General features: G+C 58.4%; 19 protein-coding genes. 10 read left to right on the forward strand and 9 right to left on the reverse strand.

Translation table 11 applies throughout. The annotated features are described in order from the left end of the window. The first annotated feature begins 2 nt into the window (after positions 1–2). From MDHKLMBL_RS04270 to MDHKLMBL_RS04280, 3 genes are read left to right on the forward strand one after another with little or no spacing between them, the layout of a single operon-like run. Positions 3–1,067: a phosphotransferase family protein gene (locus MDHKLMBL_RS04270; protein WP_104270191.1), complete on the forward strand. Its 1,065-nt coding sequence runs from the start codon at positions 3–5 to the stop codon at positions 1,065–1,067. Continuing rightward, positions 1,067–1,756 (forward strand): histidine phosphatase family protein, encoded by a 690-nt coding sequence (locus MDHKLMBL_RS04275; RefSeq protein ID WP_104270192.1) that lies wholly within the window; start codon positions 1,067–1,069, stop codon positions 1,754–1,756. Before MDHKLMBL_RS04270 ends, MDHKLMBL_RS04275 begins: the two co-directional genes overlap by 1 nt. A gap of 17 nt (positions 1,757–1,773) precedes the next feature. Beyond that, the gene (locus MDHKLMBL_RS04280) at positions 1,774–2,544 is read left to right on the forward strand and encodes an SDR family oxidoreductase (protein ID WP_014576314.1); all 771 of its coding nucleotides are present in this window, start codon (positions 1,774–1,776) and stop codon (positions 2,542–2,544) included. Between the two features lie 61 nt (positions 2,545–2,605). On the opposite strand, the gene MDHKLMBL_RS04285 is transcribed toward MDHKLMBL_RS04280, so the two are convergent. Next, the gene (locus MDHKLMBL_RS04285; protein ID WP_092030252.1) at positions 2,606–3,484 is read right to left on the reverse strand and encodes a DUF6279 family lipoprotein; all 879 of its coding nucleotides are present in this window, start codon (positions 3,482–3,484) and stop codon (positions 2,606–2,608) included. Positions 3,485–3,637: 153 nt separating this feature from the next. Here MDHKLMBL_RS04285 and MDHKLMBL_RS04290 point away from each other — a divergent pair, with 153 nt between their 5' ends. Continuing rightward, positions 3,638–3,868, forward strand: coding sequence for a DUF2798 domain-containing protein (locus tag MDHKLMBL_RS04290; RefSeq protein WP_104270193.1), 231 nt, complete (start codon positions 3,638–3,640; stop codon positions 3,866–3,868). A gap of 154 nt (positions 3,869–4,022) precedes the next feature. Continuing rightward, the gene (locus tag MDHKLMBL_RS04295; protein ID WP_104270194.1) at positions 4,023–5,438 is read left to right on the forward strand and encodes a DUF4397 domain-containing protein; all 1,416 of its coding nucleotides are present in this window, start codon (positions 4,023–4,025) and stop codon (positions 5,436–5,438) included. A 49-nt stretch (positions 5,439–5,487) separates the two neighbouring features. Here MDHKLMBL_RS04295 and dacB read toward each other — a convergent pair whose 3' ends face one another. Beyond that, complete coding sequence (gene dacB, locus MDHKLMBL_RS04300; protein WP_167450389.1) at positions 5,488–7,044, reverse strand: D-alanyl-D-alanine carboxypeptidase/D-alanyl-D-alanine endopeptidase; 1,557 nt, start codon at positions 7,042–7,044, stop codon at positions 5,488–5,490. A 329-nt stretch (positions 7,045–7,373) separates the two neighbouring features. Here dacB and MDHKLMBL_RS04305 point away from each other — a divergent pair, with 329 nt between their 5' ends. The 4 genes from MDHKLMBL_RS04305 to MDHKLMBL_RS04320 all read left to right on the forward strand — a co-directional run bounded on the left by MDHKLMBL_RS04305 (position 7,374) and on the right by MDHKLMBL_RS04320 (position 10,452). Then, positions 7,374–7,847, forward strand: coding sequence for a sterol desaturase family protein (locus MDHKLMBL_RS04305; RefSeq protein WP_041645015.1), 474 nt, complete (start codon positions 7,374–7,376; stop codon positions 7,845–7,847). Positions 7,848–7,879: 32 nt separating this feature from the next. Continuing rightward, the gene (locus MDHKLMBL_RS04310; protein ID WP_053115543.1) at positions 7,880–8,650 is read left to right on the forward strand and encodes a glutathione S-transferase N-terminal domain-containing protein; all 771 of its coding nucleotides are present in this window, start codon (positions 7,880–7,882) and stop codon (positions 8,648–8,650) included. A 192-nt stretch (positions 8,651–8,842) separates the two neighbouring features. Then, a complete protein-coding gene (locus tag MDHKLMBL_RS04315) occupies positions 8,843–9,778 on the forward strand; it encodes an aldo/keto reductase (protein WP_104270196.1) in 936 nt (311 codons plus the stop codon). Further along, entirely contained in the window at positions 9,775–10,452 is a 678-nt protein-coding gene (locus tag MDHKLMBL_RS04320) for a hypothetical protein (protein ID WP_139216016.1), read from the forward strand. The genes MDHKLMBL_RS04315 and MDHKLMBL_RS04320 overlap by 4 nt, the downstream gene beginning before the upstream one ends. Here MDHKLMBL_RS04320 and dkgB read toward each other — a convergent pair. Beyond that, a complete protein-coding gene (gene dkgB, locus MDHKLMBL_RS04325; protein WP_104270197.1) occupies positions 10,421–11,230 on the reverse strand; it encodes a 2,5-didehydrogluconate reductase DkgB in 810 nt (269 codons plus the stop codon). The genes MDHKLMBL_RS04320 and dkgB overlap by 32 nt on opposite strands. Positions 11,231–11,351: 121 nt before the next feature. Between dkgB and MDHKLMBL_RS04330 the strand changes: the two genes are divergently transcribed. Further along, positions 11,352–11,765 (forward strand): GFA family protein, encoded by a 414-nt coding sequence (locus tag MDHKLMBL_RS04330; RefSeq protein ID WP_104270198.1) that lies wholly within the window; start codon positions 11,352–11,354, stop codon positions 11,763–11,765. Here MDHKLMBL_RS04330 and MDHKLMBL_RS04335 read toward each other — a convergent pair. From MDHKLMBL_RS04335 to MDHKLMBL_RS04360, 6 genes are all read right to left on the reverse strand, one after another. Further along, the gene (locus MDHKLMBL_RS04335) at positions 11,759–12,880 is read right to left on the reverse strand and encodes a PQQ-dependent sugar dehydrogenase (protein WP_104270199.1); all 1,122 of its coding nucleotides are present in this window, start codon (positions 12,878–12,880) and stop codon (positions 11,759–11,761) included. The genes MDHKLMBL_RS04330 and MDHKLMBL_RS04335 overlap by 7 nt on opposite strands. 255 nt (positions 12,881–13,135) lie before the next feature. After that, on the reverse strand, positions 13,136–13,957 hold the full coding sequence (locus tag MDHKLMBL_RS04340; protein WP_104270200.1) for a (2Fe-2S)-binding protein: 822 nt from the start codon (positions 13,955–13,957) through the stop codon (positions 13,136–13,138). Continuing rightward, on the reverse strand, positions 13,944–15,974 hold the full coding sequence (gene fhuB / locus MDHKLMBL_RS04345; RefSeq protein ID WP_104270201.1) for a Fe(3+)-hydroxamate ABC transporter permease FhuB: 2,031 nt from the start codon (positions 15,972–15,974) through the stop codon (positions 13,944–13,946). The genes MDHKLMBL_RS04340 and fhuB overlap by 14 nt, the downstream gene beginning before the upstream one ends. Then, positions 15,964–16,899: an ABC transporter substrate-binding protein gene (locus MDHKLMBL_RS04350; RefSeq protein WP_104270202.1), complete on the reverse strand. Its 936-nt coding sequence runs from the start codon at positions 16,897–16,899 to the stop codon at positions 15,964–15,966. The genes fhuB and MDHKLMBL_RS04350 overlap by 11 nt, the downstream gene beginning before the upstream one ends. Continuing rightward, entirely contained in the window at positions 16,889–17,662 is a 774-nt protein-coding gene (locus MDHKLMBL_RS04355; protein WP_104270203.1) for an ABC transporter ATP-binding protein, read from the reverse strand. The genes MDHKLMBL_RS04350 and MDHKLMBL_RS04355 overlap by 11 nt, the downstream gene beginning before the upstream one ends. 68 nt (positions 17,663–17,730) lie before the next feature. Continuing rightward, complete coding sequence (locus MDHKLMBL_RS04360; RefSeq protein ID WP_092030234.1) at positions 17,731–19,533, reverse strand: ABC transporter ATP-binding protein; 1,803 nt, start codon at positions 19,531–19,533, stop codon at positions 17,731–17,733. Between the last annotated feature and the right edge of the window lie 50 nt (positions 19,534–19,583).

The raw sequence follows: 19,583 nt of genomic DNA on the forward strand, positions 1-19,583 counted from the left end.
GAATGACCCAGATCGACGAGGCCGTGGACATCCGGGAAGGCGAGGAACTGGACACTGGCGCCGTAGACCGGTTCATGAAAGAGGCGATCCCGGATCTGCAAGGCGAGCCAGAGATTCGTCAATACCCGGGTGGCGCCTCAAACCTGACCTATCAGGTGGATTACGGCGACCGGTCCTACGTCTTGCGCCGGCCGCCGTTTGGCAAGATTGCCAAGTCTGCCCACGACATGCTGCGTGAGGCGAAGGTCATGCGGGCGCTCAAACCGGTTTATCCCTACGTACCCAACATCATTGCCATTTGCGATGATCACGACGTGCTGGGTTGCGATTTCTACGTGATGGAACGGTTGAAGGGCATTATCCTGCGCCAGGACTTTCCCAAGGATTTCGAGCTCAGTGAAGCCGATACCCGCAAGCTTTGCCTGAACGTGATCGACAAACTGGTGGATCTTCACCGTGTGGATGCCAAGGCAGCAGGCCTGGACAAGCTGGGCAAGGGCGAGGGCTACGTTCAGCGCCAGATTGGCGGTTGGAGCGACCGTTTCCGCAAGGCCCGCACCGACGATGTGGGTGACTTTGAGCAGGTAATGAGCTGGCTCAATGACAAGATGCCCGACGACATTGCCCAGGTGGTGATCCACAACGATTTCCGCTTCGACAACGTGGTGCTGAATCCGGACAACCCGTTCGAGGTCATCGGCGTGCTGGACTGGGAAATGGCCACCATCGGTGATCCGCTGATGGATCTGGGTAACAGCCTGGCTTACTGGATCGAAGCCGATGATGAAGGCCCGTTCCAGATGCTGCGCCGGCAGCCAACCCATCGCCCGGGCATGCTCACCCGCAAGGAGGTGGTGGAGTATTACATGGAGCAGTCCGGCTTCAAAGTCGACAACTTCGACTTCTATGAGATCTACGGCCTGTTCCGGCTGGCAGTTATCATCCAGCAGATCTATTACCGGTTCTACCACGGCCAGACCAAAGACAAGCGTTTCGCTGCCTTTGGGCACGCCGCCAATTACCTTGAGAAGCGCTGCCAGCGACTGATTGCGGAGAGCTCCCTGTAATGGCGACAATTTATCTGGTTCGTCACGGCCAGGCCAGTTTCGGGAAGGAGAACTATGACCAACTCTCTTCCACCGGCTGGGAGCAGGGCAGGGTGCTTGGCCGCTGGCTGGCTGGAAAAGTTGAACCGGCGGCGGTTTTCGGAGGCGATCTGGAACGCCACCGGGAAACCGTTGAAGCCATCGCCACCGGGTACGGATCCAAACTGCCCGATATGCAGGTGGTTCCCGGCTTCAACGAGTTTGATCACACCACTGTGGTGGCCCGGTACCGCCCGGAGTGGAGTGACCGCGCGGTGATGGCGCGGGACCTCAAGGCGTTTCCCAAACCGGCCAAAGCGTTCCAGGAGGCCTTTGTGCACGCGGTGCATCGCTGGGCCTCGGGCGAGTTTGACCACGAGTACGAGGAAAGCTGGCCGGACTTCAAGGCCCGCGTTATGGCGGCCTTCGAGGAAATGATTGACTACGCCGATGGCGGCGATGTGCTGGTGGCGACCTCCGGCGGGCCGATTTCCGTGATCGCCCAGCACCTGCTCGGTCTTGATGACGCCCGGGCACTCGGTCTGAACGAGGTGATCGCCAACACCAGCGTGTCGCGGGTCCTGTATTCCGGCCCCCGGCGAAGCCTGGCCGTTTTTAATAACTACAGCCACCTGGAAGCGGAGGATCCCGCCCTGGTGACATTCCGATAGTGAATCGAGGTGAACGAATGAGCAGCAAGAACCTGTTTGATCTGACTGGCAAGGTTGCCCTGATTACCGGTGCCAGCCGCGGCATCGGCGAGAGCATCGCCCGGACCCTGGCCGAGTATGGCGCCCACGTAATCGTCAGCAGCCGCAAGATTGATGGTTGCGAAGCGGTTGCCAGCAGCATCCGGGATGCCGGCGGTAGCGCCGAAGCCTATGCTTGTCACATTGGCGATATGGATCAGATCGAAAGCATCTGGGCGCACATTGACCAGACGCACGGCAAGCTGGATATTCTGGTGAACAATGCTGCTGCCAACCCTTATTTCGGGCCGGTGGAAGACACCGACCTGGGCGCGTTCAACAAGACCGTGGATGTGAATATCCGGGGCTATTTCTTCATGTGCGCCCGCGGCGCCCAGATGATGAAAAAAGCCGGTGGTGGCTCTATCGTGAACGTGGCTTCCGTGAACGGCGTCAATCCGGGGCACTATCAGGGCATTTACTCGGTCACCAAGGCCGCCGTAATCTCCATGACCAAGTCCTTTGCCATGGAGCTGGGTCAGCAGAAAATCCGCGTGAACGCGCTGCTGCCAGGGCTGACCGATACCAAGTTTGCCAGCGCCCTGACCACCAACGAAGCCATCAAGAAGCAGGCCATGGCCCATATCCCCATGAAGCGGGTGGCCGATCCGGGCGAGATGGCGGGTACGGTGCTATATCTGGTTTCCGATGCTTCCAGCTACACCACGGGCGCCTGCATCAATGCCGACGGTGGCTACCTGACAGTCTGAGTAATCGTTGGGGTCGGATGACCGCTTTCATCCGACCCCGCCTTCACTACGTCCGAGCTTATCAGGCCGGCGAACAGGTCAGTGCCTCGAAGTCATCGTTCAGCTCCACCGTCCGATCCTGGAGCTGGGCCAGTGTTTCCCTGTCACCTGCCATAATCAGGTCGTGCATCAGGGAGGACATGGCAGCCCGACTTTCTGCCATCATGGCTTTATAGGCCTCACCACGCACCTCTTCGGAATTCAGAATCAGGTATTCCAGCTCCGCCTCGAACGTCGGCGCGTTTCTGTTTTCCAGCAGTTCCAGCAAGGCCAGTTGCCAGTTCCTTCGACCCTGCAGCCAGATCTCAGTCTGCTCGCCCCGATTGGCTGACCATTGCCGCACGATGTCGCGCTGCTCGCTGTTCAGGTCCCCCAGCCATCGCTCAACCCGCTCCGCGGTTCTCTCTGCGCGTGCTTCGGCTGTCGCCTCCGGGGAGTCGGCCAGGAATTCGTCTTCCATTTCCCGCTGACTTTGCGCCATGTTGTTCGCCAACTCCTGCACCTGTTCATCGCTCAGGCTTGAGAGAAGGTTTACCGCGACAGGCGTTGCCTTTTCCAGAAGACTCGGGAAGAAACTGAAAAGCTGTTGTTGATGGTAGTCGACGGTGGCCTTGTCGGGTGGGTTGCTGGAAACATCAGACTCGAGTTCATCCAGCCAGGCCTGGTAGCGGGGCAATTCGGCACTGCAATGCCATTGCCGCAATTGATCAATGTCGCTGTTGAGCTGCTGTTTCTGGTCGGCCGTCAGTGTCACGTAGTCTTCTACCCACCACACGATGCCCCAGTCCGCGTATCGATAAGCCATCTTGGTCGAGCTGCAGCCAACCAGTCCAAGGACCAGTACCAGAATGAGAACAAACGGTTTGAAAAAGCCGGGTGTCCAGTCTTTGGCAGTATCCATGGCGCACCTGTCCTGGTAAAAAGGCTTATCGAAAAAAGATTGCAAGCTCACTATCATTTCAGTTTTGAGTGATATCAGTGTACGACATATCACGCCTTTCAGATGCTGCTCCGGGGAACCCTGGAGCATTGTTCAGGAGAAGTCATGAGCTAAATGAGACTTTCACGTCTACGCCAGCTGATCTTTGGCTTTTACATGTCCGGAATTATGTCGCTGCTGATGTCCGGGGTGATCACCTTCATCAACACGGGCATCGACGGTGAATTCCACTACCGGTGGGGGCCGGCTTTTCTCGTCGCCTGGGCCGTTGCTTTTCCTCTCGTGACCTTCATCGCGCCGCTTGCCGGGAAGATGACTGAGTTCACCATGCGCAGGTTTGTTTGATTGCGTACATCTGTACGCTTAAATGTCAAAAGTTGCAAATCCGTTCTTTCTGGCTCCCCGTAAATGCATTGACGCATGATTCATGGACGGAAATTGTGCAGGTTCGAACCACTCAAATCCTGGTAAACAACCTCAAAAGTGGGGAGTTTGAAAAATGAAGACAAAATATGCTTTACCGATGGTTTTGGCGGGTAGCGTTGTGCTATCCGGGTGTTGGCTTGATGACGATGATGATCCAGCAACAACCAGTGTTCGGGTCCTGCATGCGTCCTCTGATGCACCTGCGGTGAATGTACGGGTGAACGGTGATGTTGTCGTTCCAGGTGCTGATTATAAGCAGGCTGCCGTCCTCACTCCGGGTGCCGGTCTTGCCGATATCGCGGTTGATGGATTGCTGCCGAGCGGCGCGACCGCGACTGTAATTTCCGCTGACGGCGTGTCGCTGCGTGCGGATACCAACTATGACGTGATCGCAGTTGGCAAAGTTGGTGACGAGACCATTGAGCCGCTGATCTTGACGGATGATGGTGCCCGTGATGATGCCAACAGTGCGCGTCTGAGGGTTGTCCATCTTTCGCCCGAGGCAGAGACCGTTGCCGCTGGTCCAGTGGATGTATATGTGACTGCATTTGGGGATCCGCTCCCTGCTGAAGCTACCTTCAGCTTCTCCTTTAAAGAAAGTGTTGGCCCACTGGAGCTGCCTGCATCGGACGATTATCAGATCCGGGTTACCGCTGCAGGATCTAACGGAGTTGTATTCGACAGTGGGCAAATTGGGTTGCCAGTGGGTTCTGATCTGCTGGTAGGCGCTGTTGACAATACGGTCTTCGGAAGTTCACCTGTGAGTCTTTTGGTTCTGAACGGCGCTGAGGTATCCGAACTTCTCGATATTGGAACGGGAGCTGGTATCCGCGCAGTTCATAATTCATCCGCTCCCACTCCGAATGTCGACATTTATCTCAACGAAGAGCCCGATGGATCGCCTGCGGCCACTGATCTAGCATTTGGTGAAACAGTGCCTGGTGCGCCGTCAACAGGCGAGTACGTTCCCCTTGATGCCGGCGACAACCGTGTTGCAGTCACAGCTACAGGAGTGACTGCTTCGACTGCTATCGATGCAACTTTGAATTTTGCGAACGGCGATTTAAACACCGTTGTTGCCGCAGGTGTACTTGCGGAGGGGCTTGATGCTTTGGTTTTTGCTGACAACAATCGTCGAATTGCCACAGAAGCAAAACTGAGGGTTATACATGGAGCGATTGAAGCGCCCACAGTCGATGTGTTCCTTATTCCGACGGACGCTGGGGGTGCCGAGAACACGCTCATAGGTAATTCCATGCCTGCTCTGGACGACTTCAATTATGCTGAGTCCTCCGGTTACCTTGGCGTTGCCGAGGGGAACTATGTTGTCTTTATAACTTCGGCGGATGGCGCTACCGTGCTTTACAAGTCCCCAAGTCTCAATCTGGAAGTTGGCGGTGTCTACACTGCCATAGCCCGGTTGAATGAAGGGCCCGAAAGCGTCGCCACGGTAACGCTCATGGACGATTTTGTTCCAGTTATAGAGTAAGTTCGGAAGCAAGATCGAGCTTGAAAGCCCCGGCTTACGCCGGGGCTTTTTATTGAATGCTAGTCTCAGAAGTGCCGGAAGCCGCATGTGAAATAGCGGTCCCGGTCGGCGGCCTGAAATGCAGCGAATAGAGAATACGGTCCAGCACGGCCTGGCCATTCCAGGCAGGATCGTTATTGACCATCCCGACCACGGCCCAGGTGGTGTTATTGGAATCGCGGGTGAATCCGGCGATCGATCTCACATTCTCCAGGTAACCGGTCTTGATGCGACCCTCGCCATCCATGCCGGTGTTGCGCAGGCGGCGTGCCATGGTTCCATCCATCGCGATGATAGGCATTGAGGCCATGAGGTCTGCCGAGTAGGCGCTGTTCCAGGCGTGTTCCAATATTTGAGCGCCCTGGCGCGCGGTGATCCGCCCGTGTCGGGTGAGGCCAGCGCCGTTGTCGATCACCATGCCGGCGGTATTGATGCCCTTGTTTTCAAGCCAGTGGTAGATCACCCGTATACCGGCAACCCGGTCATCGCTTTCATCTTCCTGGCGGTTTTCCGCACCAATGGTGAGGAGCAGTTGGCGCGCCATCACGTTGCTGCTCCACTTGTTGATGTCCCTCACCATGGTAACCAGGTCCGGCGAGGTGGTTTTCATTACCAGTCGGGCATCCTCAGGCGTTACGCCATTCAGGTCTCCACCAGACACCACGACGCCAAGGTCTGCCAGCAAGGAGCGAATCAACGAGGCGCTGTACTGCTCATGGGACAGCAATGAAAGATAGGTGGTGGTTCGGCAGCCCTGGGGAAGTTCACCGGTTACCCGAACGGTCACCCGGTGGTCTTCATGAATGATGGGCTCCCATTCAAAGTTTCTTCGTGATGGGCACGGGCCTTCTGCAGTGGCAACCACACGGTTGTCGATGACAACTTCGCCCAGGGAGGGCGTGCTCCAGGCCTGGGTGCCACGCTCATCGGCACGAACCTGGAAATGCATCAGGTTCAGGTTGGTCAGATAGGCGGACGGTTCCACCAGAAACGGCGCGTGGGGGTTGTCGCCGTTGTCTTCAAACGCAGGAAAACCACCGTCTACCTGAAAGTAGGAACCATCAAGGATCAGGTCTCCCTCGATTCTGGTAATTCCCATGCTGCGAAGCTCACCCAGTGTGGTCCAGAGGCGTTCAATAGTGAGCTTGGGATCGCCTCCGAAGCGGACGTAGAGATTACCCTTGAGAGTGTCGCCGACCATGACACCGTCGGTCAGGAAATCGGTATCCCAATGGTGGTTGGGCCCGAGAACCTCCAGCGCCGCAAAGGTTGTCACCAGCTTCATGATGGAACCGGGGCTCATCAGCGCATCGGCATTGATGTACTGATTGATGCCGGGCCCATTCAGCGGAATGGCGGCCATGCTCATGGCGTCTTCATTTTGGAGGGACTTGAGCGCGTAATCCTGAAGCTGGTTCGTCCAGAGGCGATTTCCCGAGAAACCGGAATTATCGTCTTCGGCGACCACAACGGACGGGGTGGTAATCACGGCAAGGGCCGTGAGGGATGCCAAAAGAGACCGTCTGAATCCAGAACCTGTTTTTTCTCTACTTTCAGAACGCCGCATACCCGGGGCTACCATGATCGCTATCCAGTGAGTTCCTATAGTCCAACAATAGCCCATCCTGCCGGTTTGTACTATGCAGAAAAGCTCTACATGACGTTAAAAAATGGCAGTAGTGTCGTTGTTTGTATTGAACTTTTGTGACGCGATGTAAGTGCCCTTGCGAATCATGGAGTTAGGTGGATAAAAATTAACCTTCGGGTTGTCAATGACTTTTCTATCGGATTTATGGGTGCTTTTTCCGGCGTTTGAGTCATGGAATTCGCGGCCAAAAAGGCGTTTCCTGATGAATGTGTAACCAAGTGTTCCGAAAACAATAAAAGGAGGACACCATGATTGGTATTCCACTGGGTCTTTTGACCGCCAATGGCGTGGAATGGGTATTCCATAAACACGTTCTTCATGAGCTGGGCCGGAACCGGGCAAGTTTCTGGTCGTTTCACTGGCACGATCATCACCGAAATGTCCGGCGAAATGGCTTCCTGGATGACGACTATCGCAGACCGCCCCTGACCTGGAATGCCCAAACCAAGGAGGTGGCTGCCCTCGTTGCGGGGGCTGCAGCAGTCACCCCGCTGCTGCCATTCGCACCCTTTTTTGTGGGTACTCTCTACTACAGCGCCTGGAATTACTACCGGGTACATAAGCGCTCACATCTGGACCCGGAATGGGCGAGAAAGAACCTGCCCTGGCACTATGATCATCATATGGGACCCAACCCCAATGCCAACTGGTGCGTGACCAAACCCTGGTTTGATCACATCATGGGTACCCGGGAGCCAATGGAAAATCGTCAGATTGCGTGATAATGGCGTGGTCTCCAAAAAAAGGTTTGTTTATGTCGAATATGCTTTCTCATAACGTCCACGTGCTGGGCTCGGTCGCCACATCGTCGCTCACTGCCTGGCGTGGTTGCCTGGTGGTAAAAAATGTTCCCCAGCCGGAAAAGCCGATCGTGCTCTATGACATGGAAGGCTGTCCGTACTGCCGTCGCGTTCGTGAAGCCCTGACTGCCCTTAATCTGGATGTGGAAATCCGGCCCTGCCCGAAGGGCGGGTCGGTTTTCCGGGCCCAGGCGGAAGCGCTGGGAGGCCGCCAACAGTTCCCTTTGCTGGCGGACCAGAACACGGGCACGGTCATGTACGAATCCGAGGAGATCATCGAGTATCTGTTCCGGCAATATGCCGGCCGGTCGGTACCGTCCTACTATCGTGGTCGGGTCTGGCAGCCGGTCCTGGGCTCTGTAGCCTCGGTAACCAGCGCCATGCGGGGGCTGAGGGTCAGCCAGGGCAAGCGGCCGGAGCAGCCGTTGCACCTCTGGAGTTTCGAGGGGAGCCCGTTTTCACGTTTGGTGCGTGAGCGGCTGTGCGAGCTGGAAATTCCGTATACCTTGCACAACCTCGGGAAGGAGCACTGGACAGAGATCGGGCCAGCGAAGCAGCGCATCAAGCCGGGGCCTTATACGCCGATTCCCGGTGGCAAGCGGGATGCGTTTTTCCAGGTGCACAAGCGGGTTCAGGTGCCCTATCTTGAAGACCCCAATACCGGGGAAGGCCTGTTCGAGTCTGCCCGTATTCTGAAATATCTTGATGCCCACTACGGGAACTGAGTTGTTGGTAAGACTGTCAGCCATGTAGCTGCCGCCCGGGTGGGTCATCCCTTCTCCAGACACGCCGTAAATACTTCCATGTAGGCTCGGTCGGGCCATCCGTGGCCCTCCACGGTCTGGAGAAGGGATGACCCACCCGCGCTGTTTGAGCATCATGCTATTCGCACTGAAATTTCTGTCAGTGGGGGCGCTATGGCGAATCAGATTACTCGAAGGAAGTTCCTGATCAGTTCCGGCCTCGCCGGAATTGCTCTCAAAGCCCCGATGCTGTTCGCAAACACATCGGGAAGCACTGCATTATCTCCCACCATGCGCCGGATTCCCGGCACAGACGAATCCATCCCTGCAATCGGTATGGGCACCTGGATCACCTTCAACGTTGGTGGTGACGAACAATTAATCACCCAGCGCACTGAGGTTTTGAAAACCTTTTTCGAGCTCGGCGGCACGGTGGTCGATGGCTCGCCGATGTATGGCAGCGCTGCAGATGTAATGGGCGAGGCGCTGAACGCTCTGGACGGCCACGACCGGATTTTTGCAGCTACCAAGATCTGGACCGGCGATGAATCAGCAACCCGGGCGGAGGCGGCGCGTTCGAGCAGGCGTTGGGGCGTTGACCGGTTCGATTTGTTGCAGGTGCACAATCTGTTGGGGTGGCAGGGGCATCTTGAAACGCTCAAGCAGATGAGGGCGAACGGTGAGGTTCGGTATATCGGCATCACCACATCCCATGGTCGCCGGCATCGGGAATTCGCGCAGATTATGGAGCGGGAGCCTCTGGATTTTGTGCAGCTGACCTACAACGTTCTGGACCGGGAGGTTGAGGACCGGTTGCTGCCATTGGCCCAGGAGCGCGGAATCGGGGTGATCGTCAATCGTCCATTCCAGGGCGGTTCGCTGTTTCGGCGATTCCAGTCGGAGCCACTGCCCGATTGGGCCGGGGAGGCCGGTGTTGGCAACTGGGCGGAGTTTTTCCTCAAGTACATTATTTCCCACCCGGCGGTGACCTGTGCCATTCCGGCGACCAGTAAGGTCGAGCACATGAAGGAAAACATGGGGGCGATGTACGGTACATTGCCTGATGCCAGCCAGCGCCAGCGGATGGCGGGTTACGTGAGGTCGCTGTGAGTGGGGCTGATTGGCTGAGCTACTCGCTACAGGATTTTGTGATGTTCGGGCCGCAGGTGTTTCTGCGGCTGTTTGTCCGGATCAACCAGGATCTATGGCCCTGGCAGTTGCTGGCGGTAGTGATCGCTATTTTTATACCGGTGCTGATCTCCAGACAGAACAGGGCGGCACGGCGTTTGGCCGTCGGCCTGATGTCGCTTGCCTGGATAGTCAGCGGTTACGGGTTTCTGGTGGGCTATTTCGGCCCCATTAACTGGCCGGCGGCGTGGTTTGGGTGGGCCTTCGTGGCCCAGGGCGCGTTGCTTGCGGCTGCCGTGTTTTCAGGCGGCGTTCATGACAGCAGGCTAGCGATCGGAAGACTTGCCGTACTCTGGCTGCTTGCTGTCTGTGTCTTGCCCTGGTTGGCAATGGCTGATTCCGGCCAGTGGGAGGCCGTCGGATTGTTTGGCGTAGCACCCGGCACCACCGCAGCTGCCGGCGCGCTCGCTCTGGCACTCGTGACCAGGACCTGGCGCTGGGTCTACCTGCCGCTGCTGGTGTTGTGGAGTCTGTTCAGTGCCGCCCTCTTATGGGTGCTTCAGACCTGGTGGTTGCTTGTCACCCCGGTGGCTACGCTCTTGCTGGTTGGAGCCGGGTTCTGGCTCAGTCCCAGGACGGCGCAAAGTCCGGATTAGCGATGCGTTCGTTACGGTCCAGTTCGTCAATCGCGCGGATTTCTTCCTCGCTCAACTCAACCTCCAGCGCCTCCAGGTTAGCCTTCTGGTGGCCGGGCCGTGTTGAGGAAGGGATCGGCACAACGCCTCTCGATGCCACCCAGGCAATGGCCACCTGGGCCGGCGTCAGGTTTCGCTCAGCGGCAATGCGCTGCAGTGTTTCGTCCTCCATCACCTTACCGACTGCCAGCGGCATATAGCCGGTCACGGTAATGCCGAGCTTCTGGGCATGTGCCACCACCTTGCGGTTGGCCAGGAACGGATGCACTTCTACCTGATTGGTGAAGATGGGCGTGTCGCCCAGTATGGCTTTCGCCTCATCCATCTGGGCACAGGTAAAGTTCGAAATGCCGATGTGCTCTGCCAGACCCTCGCGCTGGGCATCCCTCAAGGCACCCAGATACTCCTTCATGGGCACTTCGTCACCGGGCGATGGCCAGTGGATCAGCGCCAGATCCACATGGTCGGTTTTGAGCCGTGCGAGGCTGTCATGGAGGCTGTTGATCAGGTCACTGGCGTGCAGCTGGTCGTGCCAGATTTTGGTGGTCAGGAAAATTTCCCGGCGCGGAATACCACTGGAGGTAATGCCATCACCAACTTCCGCTTCGTTCCCGTACATCTGGGCGGTATCGATATGGCGGTAGCCCAGGGACAGGGCGCTCTTGACGGCATCACGGGCGTCGTTGCCCTTGAGCCGGAACGTTCCCATGCCGATTTTCGGAAGTGCGCTGAATGACATAATGTCCTCCTTAGCGAGTGGTGTGTTCTTAAAGTGGTGCCGGCAGACTGGTTCTTCAAGTGGCCGCCGGGTATCATCGCGCCTGAATCAACCTCTGAGCCGAACCAGTGAGGCCCGCTCCATGTACACCGGTCGTTGCCTGTGTGGCGATATCTGTTTTGAATACGATGGCCCTATCGGCCCGGTTGCCCTGTGCCACTGCAGCCAGTGCCGGCGCGCCCACGGTAGCGCGTTCTCGGCCAGCGCGCCGGTGCAGAAGGTGAGGTTCCGGTTCGTAACCGGCGAAGACAGGATTACCGAGTTCGAATCGCGTCCCGGCAAGTACCGGGGCTTCTGCAGCCGTTGCGGCAGCCAGCTTTACAGCCGTGTTGACGCCATTCCCGGCATACTGCGCCTGCGGGTTGGCTGTATCAACGAACCCCTGGGCAAGGGGCCGGCCCAACATGTGTTTGTGGGCTCAAAATCCGACTGGTTCGAGATTACCGACGAGCTGCCACAGTTTGAAAAGACTGAACGAACCAACGATCCTCACTGAGGCGGTACCATCCGATAGACCTTGCCCCTTGGTGAATCTGTCAGTAACCAAAGAGCGCCGTCAGGGCCCATGCGTACGTCACGAATACGCTCGCCGAGATCGGTCAGCAGATCTTCCTCTTCTGTTACTTCTCCGCCCTGAATGCGCAGGCGAACCAGCTTGCGCATTTTGAGTGCTCCCACGAACAGATCCCCCTGCCATTCCGGGAACAGGTCACCGGTATAAAACGCCATGCCAGATGGCGCAATGGACGGATCCCAGTAATGAAGTGGCTGGGCCATGCCTTCCTTTTCGGTGTCGTCAGTGATGGGCAGGCCAGAATAGTCGATGCCGAAGGTAATTGTCGGCCATCCGTAATCGGTTCCTGCCCGGATGATGTTGATTTCGTCGCCACCCCGGGGACCATGTTCGTGGCTCCATATTTCGCCCGTCTCCGGGTGGATCGTCATGCCCTGGATATTGCGGTTACCGGTTGTATAGAAGGTATCGTTAACGCCGCTGGTGTCGAGGAAAGGATTGCCGGGCGCGGGACCGCCGTCAGTCGTAATCCGGTGAACGCCACCGGCATCATCCCCATTGTCCTGGGCCCGGTCCATCTCGCCGCGGTCTCCAACGGAGATGTAAAGATTGCCTTCCCGATCAAACTCCATCCGACCTGCAAAGTGCCTGCTGGTGTTCGAGCGGGGTAGCGCTTCAAAGATGACGTCAACGCCGGTAAGGCGCTCTCCGTCCAGTCGGGCGCGTGCCACGCGGGTGGTGATGCCGTCCCGGTTTCGATGGGCATAGCTCAGGAACAGAATCTGATTCTGTTCGAAATCCGGGTGCAGAATCACGTCCAGCAGCCCGCCCTGGCCGGATACCACGAGCTCTGGTAGCCCGCTGATAGGGGGACTCAACAGCGCACCGTTACGGATCATTCGCAGCTGTCCTTCCCGCTCCGTCACCAGCATGGAGCCATCCGGCAGGAACGCCAGGCTCCAGGGATGCTCGAGGCCTTGTGCAATGGTCTCGAGCCGGAAATCGGTTTTGTCGGAGGAAAAGGTCGGGTTCGCCATGCTGGTAACGGCAACCAGCATGAAACTGCCTGTCAGTACAAGGTGTTTGAGTATACCCATTGGAGCCTCCGTTCCTACCGGTGCCGTGTGAACATTGAGAGTAGCAGTTGAAGCGGGCTTCGCCGAAGCGTGTCCCATTATCAAGAGTATAGGGCTTCCTTTGGATTACAGATCAGTGGCCTTTACTCTATTGCAAATAATAATGATTCGCAATAGAGTAAAGGCCACTGGGTTCACCTCAAACGGGAGAAAAAGGAATGGCACCCGAACAGGAAATGATCGAAGGGTTGAAACTGGCGGCAGGGGCCGGTGTGCTTATTGGCCTGGCTGCCATCGGCCTGGTGTTGTCGTCCGCTCTTGGGGCATGAGAGCGGCGAATCGTTCCTTGCGATGTACGCCACAGGTACCGCAGTAACCGCCCTCCGGCAGCAGGTATTTCAGGCAACACCCCTTTCGCTGGGGGATTGCCGTGGCCTGCTCACCGAACACCGCAGGAATCCAGTCAATAAACTGGTTTGCATCGTTTTGAAATTGCTCCAGCCAGCCTTGCGCCAATTGGCAAAGCGCTTGCGGTTCGACCCGGTTCCACACGGCTGAAAACGGCGCCCCCAGTCCAAGACCTGTACTGCTCCAGTAGGCGCCCGGGCTGACTCCCAGCTGGCGCCGGAAGACAGGGTACCACTCAGCTGTCAGAGCTCCTGCTGACCTGACAAACGTTTCTTCATCAACACCCTCGCCACCCGGCAGCTGAAACCAACGGGATACGGTTTTTTTCGGGTGGTCGGCCGGAGCCAGGAATATTCGTTGGGCATCCGGTAAAGGCGCGTGGCCGTCGCGGAACAGCCTCAGGGTCAGCGGCGCAATCACGCTGAGCGCCAGATCCTGCTGAAGCACAGAAACAAACGCGCGCATGGCCCGGGGCCCGGCGTTGTCAGGGTATTCGCTGCCAACCTGGCTGAGCAGTAGCGACGGTTGCTCCAGGCACTGGGCCAGAGAAAAGAGGCCGCTTCGCGCACCAGCTTGCGTTTGGAGAGCCTCGCCAAGAACTGTTTCACCATCCAGCCCTGACTGACTCAGCAGACGGCGGTATTCCCGACCCCGGGGACCGACTCTCGGGTTACACTCAGGCCCTGCCATGACGACTCAAACCCCAGAGGAAATACAGTCCGCCCACCAGGGCCGCCAGGAGTCCCGCTGGCAACTGATTGGGGTAAACCACAATCCTGGACAGGTAGTCTGCCATGCCGAGCAGAAGGCCGCCGGTAAGGGCAGCGACAACGAGCTGCCGGCCAACGGTCTGCTGGCCCAGAACTCTTGCCAGGTGGGGTGCGATAAGACCTACAAAACTTAGCGGGCCGATCACGACCGTCGCCGAAGCGGTCAGCAACGCTGCTAACAGAAGCAATGCCAGGCGGACTTTCGTCACCGGCAAGCCCAGTGAGCTGGCCGATGTTTCTCCCAGGGGAAGAATGCTCAGGGGCCGGATAATCACCAGGAGGCCGGCCGAAATCAGCACAATGAGTGCCAAAAGCCCCAGGGCTTCGACTTCTGAAACCAGCCAGGTGGACCCGTACATCCAGTTGAGAAGCTGCGAGGCGACCGTGCCACCGGAAGCCATGACCAGGCGAAGGCCCGCGTCCATGAACACGTATAACGCGAGCCCGCCAAGCAGGAGCTGGTTGCCGGCAAACCGGTGCTTGCGGGCAAGCATGATCAGCAACCCCAGCGCAGCTGCCGCACCCAGGGTGGCCGCGCCCAGCTGTCCAGCGCGGCCAATATCGGCACCGAACAGCACGATCAGAACCATGACCACCGCCGCGCCGCCGCTGATGCCGAGCATCTCCGGGCTGGCCATGGGGTTGCCTGTCATGCGCTGGATCAGTGTGCCCGCAAGGCCCAGGGCCACGCCGGCAAGAATGGCGGCCAGCAATCTGGGGCCGCGCCAGACCCACGCCTCGTGCCACTGGGCGATCGAAGTCCAGCTCCATTCGTCCAGTCCTGGAGACCACCCCATGGAGATTACGATGGTGGCCAGCAGAAGGGCCGCTATGACCCCACCAGTCAGGAAAATAGAGCGCCTCTTTGGTAGGAAACCGGCGGGGCTGTCATCCTGCCCTGGCATATGATGGGTGTTCTTCAAACCCTGCAGGGCCAGCAGGATAATCGGCCCGCCGATCAGGGCGGTGGTCGTGCCGGTTGGCACCAGCGATCCGTCGCCCCAGGTGGATGCCCAATGGGCGAGGGTATCTGCCAGCAACAGCAGACCCGCGCCCAGGAGACTGCTCCAGATCAGGCGTTCAGAGAGGGTGCGAGCGCCCAGCAGCCTTGCCAGCACCGGTGCCGCAAGACCGATAAAGGCCACGACACCGACCCGGCTGACGACGGTAGCACTCATCAGGACCACCAGAAATAGCGCCAGCACCCGAATCAGACCGACCTTGGCACCGAGGGACCGGGCGGAGGTTTGCCCCAGTTGCATGACCTGCAGCGGGCGCATCAACAGGACCATGAATACGCCCAGCACCAGCACCCGGGGCCAGAGTTCCATAAACGGTTGCCAGTTGTTCTGGACCAGCGAACCCGCGCCCCAGATAAACAGGTTCCCCAGCCATTCGCCTTTGAGTAACAGGAACGCCATGTTTACGGCGCCCAGGAAAAAGGTGATAACAAGCCCGGCCAGTATCACTGTGACCGGTGAAAAGCCCAGGCGCCAGGTGAGCGCGATGACCAGCCCGATGGCCAGTAGCCCGCCGGAAACCGCCACAAGGTCTGGACTGAAGGCGAGCAGGCCGGGAAAGAACATGGTCGCCACCGTTATACCGAACTGGCCGCCTGCCTCCACGCCCAGGGTTGTGGGCGAGGCGAGAGGGTTACCGAGGATCTGTTGGGTAACCGCGCCGGCGAGACCAAGACCAAAGCCAATGAGGACTGCAATGGCGACCCGGGGGGCCCAGCTGTAATGGGCCAGTACCGAAGCGTAATCGCTGCCCTCAAACGTCCAGAAGGCGGCGATGAGAGCGCTCGGGTTGAGCTGACCAAGCCAGGGTGCCGCGCTCGCGAGAAATGCGCCACACCAGATCAGTGCTGCCGCCGCTGGTAGCCTTGCTGGCAAGGAAGGTTTTGCGACCGGGTTGTTGGCAGTTTCAGCGTACATTGTCTGATCCTCCTGCCAGCAGGCCTTCGGCGAGTAGTGTCGCCAGTCGCTTGACCGGGAATACCCCGCCAAACGGCCAGACCGGATCAATCTGGTACACCTGATTGCGTTGAACCGGTGGCAGATAAGTCCAGAAAGGGCTGTCGGCCAGGGTGTCAGACAACCCGGGCAGGGTCGGAGAAATCACCACAATCCGGCTGTCCTGATAGGGCGCAATTGCCTCAAGCCCGACGACCGAGAACCCCCAGTAATTCCCGGTATGGGGCCAGGCGTTCTCAAGGCCAAGGGCGTCCAGGCCACTCTGGAAAAGGCCGTTGGATGCGTATACGCGAACGTGGCGGTCGTCCAGAAAGTTTACGAGTGCTACCGGTCGTTCGGTGAGGCCGGCATTTTCAAGACGACGGCGTTGGGTCTGAAGTGTCTGGTCAATGTCGTTAAGAACTGCCTTTGCGCGTTCCTCCCGGTTCAGCATCTCACCGAGAGTTGTAAGCATACCGCTGGCCTTTTCGAACGGTCGGGAGCCCTGCTTGTAAACGCTGACAACATAGGTGGGCGCAATGCGCTCTAACAGGTTGGCTGCGGGCGCCATCTCGGAGCTGGTGACGATCAAATCCGGTTTGAGCTCGGCAATGGCTTCCAGACTTGGCGCGACGCGGGTGCCGATGTTGGCGACTCCCTCTGGCAGTTCCGGTTCCCTGACCCAGACGTTATAGCCATCCCGATCGGCAACGCCGATGGGCGTGACACCGAGTAACAAAAGCGCCTCGGTGGCGGCCCAGTTGAGAGCGATCACCCGTTCCGGAGTCTTGTTCAGGGTCAGGGTGCCCTGTTCGTGCTGCCAGCTTGCAGCGCCGGCAAAGACCGGCAGCAGACTCAGCAGCAACGCCGCGCCGTATCGCCAGCAGCGTTCAGACCTAGTGAACATAGGAGACCCACTGTCCGGGCGCGCGCTCCATCACGCCCATGGGCACGCCATATATGGATTCCAGGATGCCGGAATCCATGATGTCCCGGGAGCTGCCATCGGCAACCAGTTGCCCGGACTTTAGAGCGACCAGACGGTCGCAGAACCGGGCCGCCAGATCCACGTCGTGCAGCACCACGATAACCGTAAGATCCCGCTGCTCGGCGAGACGATGCACCAGACGCAGGGTTTCCACCTGATGTTTCACATCCAGGGCGGATATGGGCTCATCCAGCAGCAGGCATCGTGTTTGCTGGGCCAGCAGCATGGCAATCCACGCGCGCTGGCGTTCACCACCGGAGAGCGTGTCGACAGAGCGATGCTGGAACTGGCCGAGTCCGGTGTCCTCAATGGCCCGGGTGATCAGCCGGTGGTCTTCCTCGTTATAGCGTCCCAGCGGTCCGCGCCAGGGGTAGCGCCCCAGGGCAACCAGCTCGCGAACCGTCAAACCGTCGGTTCCCGGCGGATGCTGGGGCAGGTAGCCCACATTGCGGGCAAATTCCCGTGCACCCGTGCTCCGGAAGGATTTGCCCAGAAGCCGGACATTGCCGGTTGAGGGTGCAAGCTGGCGGGCAAGCACCTTGAGCAGAGTGGACTTGCCGGAGCCGTTATGCCCGAGCAGGGCTGTTACCTCACCCTCACCAAAAGCGAGGTTCAGGTTCTGAAGTATGGTGGTGTCGCCAATGCGGACATCAAGATTGGAAACGTCGAAGAAAACAGGCATGCAGGCTCCCGAAATGCTGAGGGCCTGCAGAATAATTTAAATGCGAATCACTATCAATATATATTGCGTTAAATGGCTGCCTGTATTTGCCCGGTCTGCACCCGCCATTGGTTGGCATAAGCGCCGTCCTGGTCCAGCAGCTCCCGGTGAGTTCCCTGTTCCAGCACTTTGCCGCCTTCGATGACCGCGATGGAGTCGGCATCAACGATGGTGGAGAGCCGATGGGCAATCATGATCACGGTCCGGTTATGGCCGATACGCTTCAGTGACCGCTGGATGGCGGCTTCTGTTTCGTTGTCCACCGCGCTGGTGGCTTCATCAAGCACCAGTATCGGCGGATTTTTCAGCAGTGCACGGGCGAGGGACAGTCGCTGGCGCTGTCCCCCGGACAGACGAACGCCCCGTTCGCCCACCGGTGTGTTCATGCCCTCGGGCAGCGCTTCAATAAACGACCAGGCTTCCGCGGTTTTCGCTGCATCTATGATCTCGGTATCGGACGCCGCCGGATTTCCATAGGCAAGGTTTTCCCGAATGGTGCCCTCGAACAGGTAAACATCCTGACTCACCAGCCCAATTGCGCCGCGCAGGGATTGCAGGCTGAGATCCCGAATGGGTTGTCCATCGATTCGGATTTGGCCGTTGCTCGGATCGTAGAACCGCAGCAACAACTTGATCAGAGTGGATTTGCCGGAACCGGTTGCGCCGACCAGCGCAAGGGTATTGCCAGCTGGCACGGTCAGGCTGATATCCCGGATTCCTGCGCCGCTGGAGGGATAGTGAAAGCTTACTTTGTCCAGCTCAACATCGCCTTTCACCGGCTCTGCCAGTGCCTTGCCACCCTCGTCTCGCACGTGCACGGGCTCGGCCAGAAGGTCCAGAATCCGACGGGTGCTTGCCATGGCCCGTTCGAACAGATCAATCACTTCGGCAAGCCCGGTCAGGGGCCACAGCAAGCGCTGGGTAAGAAAGACCAGAACGCCATAGGCACCCACGTTCAGGTTTCCTTCAAGGGCCATCATGCCCCCCACCGTGAAGGTGGCCAGGAAGCCGGCCAGAATGGCCATCCGGATCACCGGAATAAACGCAGAGCTGATGCGGATGGCCCGGCGGTTGGCCTCCACGTAGGCTTCGCTGCTTTCTTTCAGACGCTTTGCCTCTCGCTGTTCAGCGGTAAAGCTCTTGATGGTGGCGATGCCGCCCAGATTGTTGGCCAGCCGGCTGGACAGGTCACCCACTTTTTCACGAACGTCGGCGTAGAGCGGCCCCGCTTTGCGCTGGAAGTAGAAGGCGCCCCAGATAATCAGGGGAATGGGGGTGAATGCGAGCAGGGCAATGAGCGGCGAGAGCACGAAGAATACGGCGCCGACGGCAACCACGGTCACCAGCACCTGAATCATGGCGTTGGCGCCGCCGTCGAGGAAGCGCTCGAGCTGGTTGACGTCGTCGTTCATGGTGGCCACCAGCTGGCCGGAGCTGCGAGCCTCGAAGAAACTCATGTCGAGGCGCTGGGCATGTTCGTAGGCATCCTGCCGGAGGTCCGACTGCAAACGCTGGGCTAGGTTGCGCCACAGGATCTGGAACAGGTATTCGAACAGGGATTCGCCGGCCCAGATAAAAAAGGTGAGTACGGCCAGAATGGTGATCTGTTCCTGGGCGGTTTCAAAACCGAGGCCAGCCACAAAGCTCTCTTCCTGGTTGACGACCACATCAATGGCGACACCGATCAGGATTTCCGGGGCAATATCAAAGAGTTTGTTGATGATCGAGCAGGTGGTGGCAGCGATGATCTGTCGGCGATATCCCCGGGCGTATCTCAGCAGGCGGGCCAGGGCAGCAAAGCTGCTGGTGGTTTGGTGGCTGTGTGAGGACATACTCCGCTTCTCTCCCTTGAATCAGGCAGGCCCGCGTTGAGCCTGAAAAT

This window comes from Marinobacter flavimaris, assembly GCF_002933295.1.
GTDB classification, from domain to species: Bacteria; Pseudomonadota; Gammaproteobacteria; order Pseudomonadales; family Oleiphilaceae; genus Marinobacter; species Marinobacter flavimaris.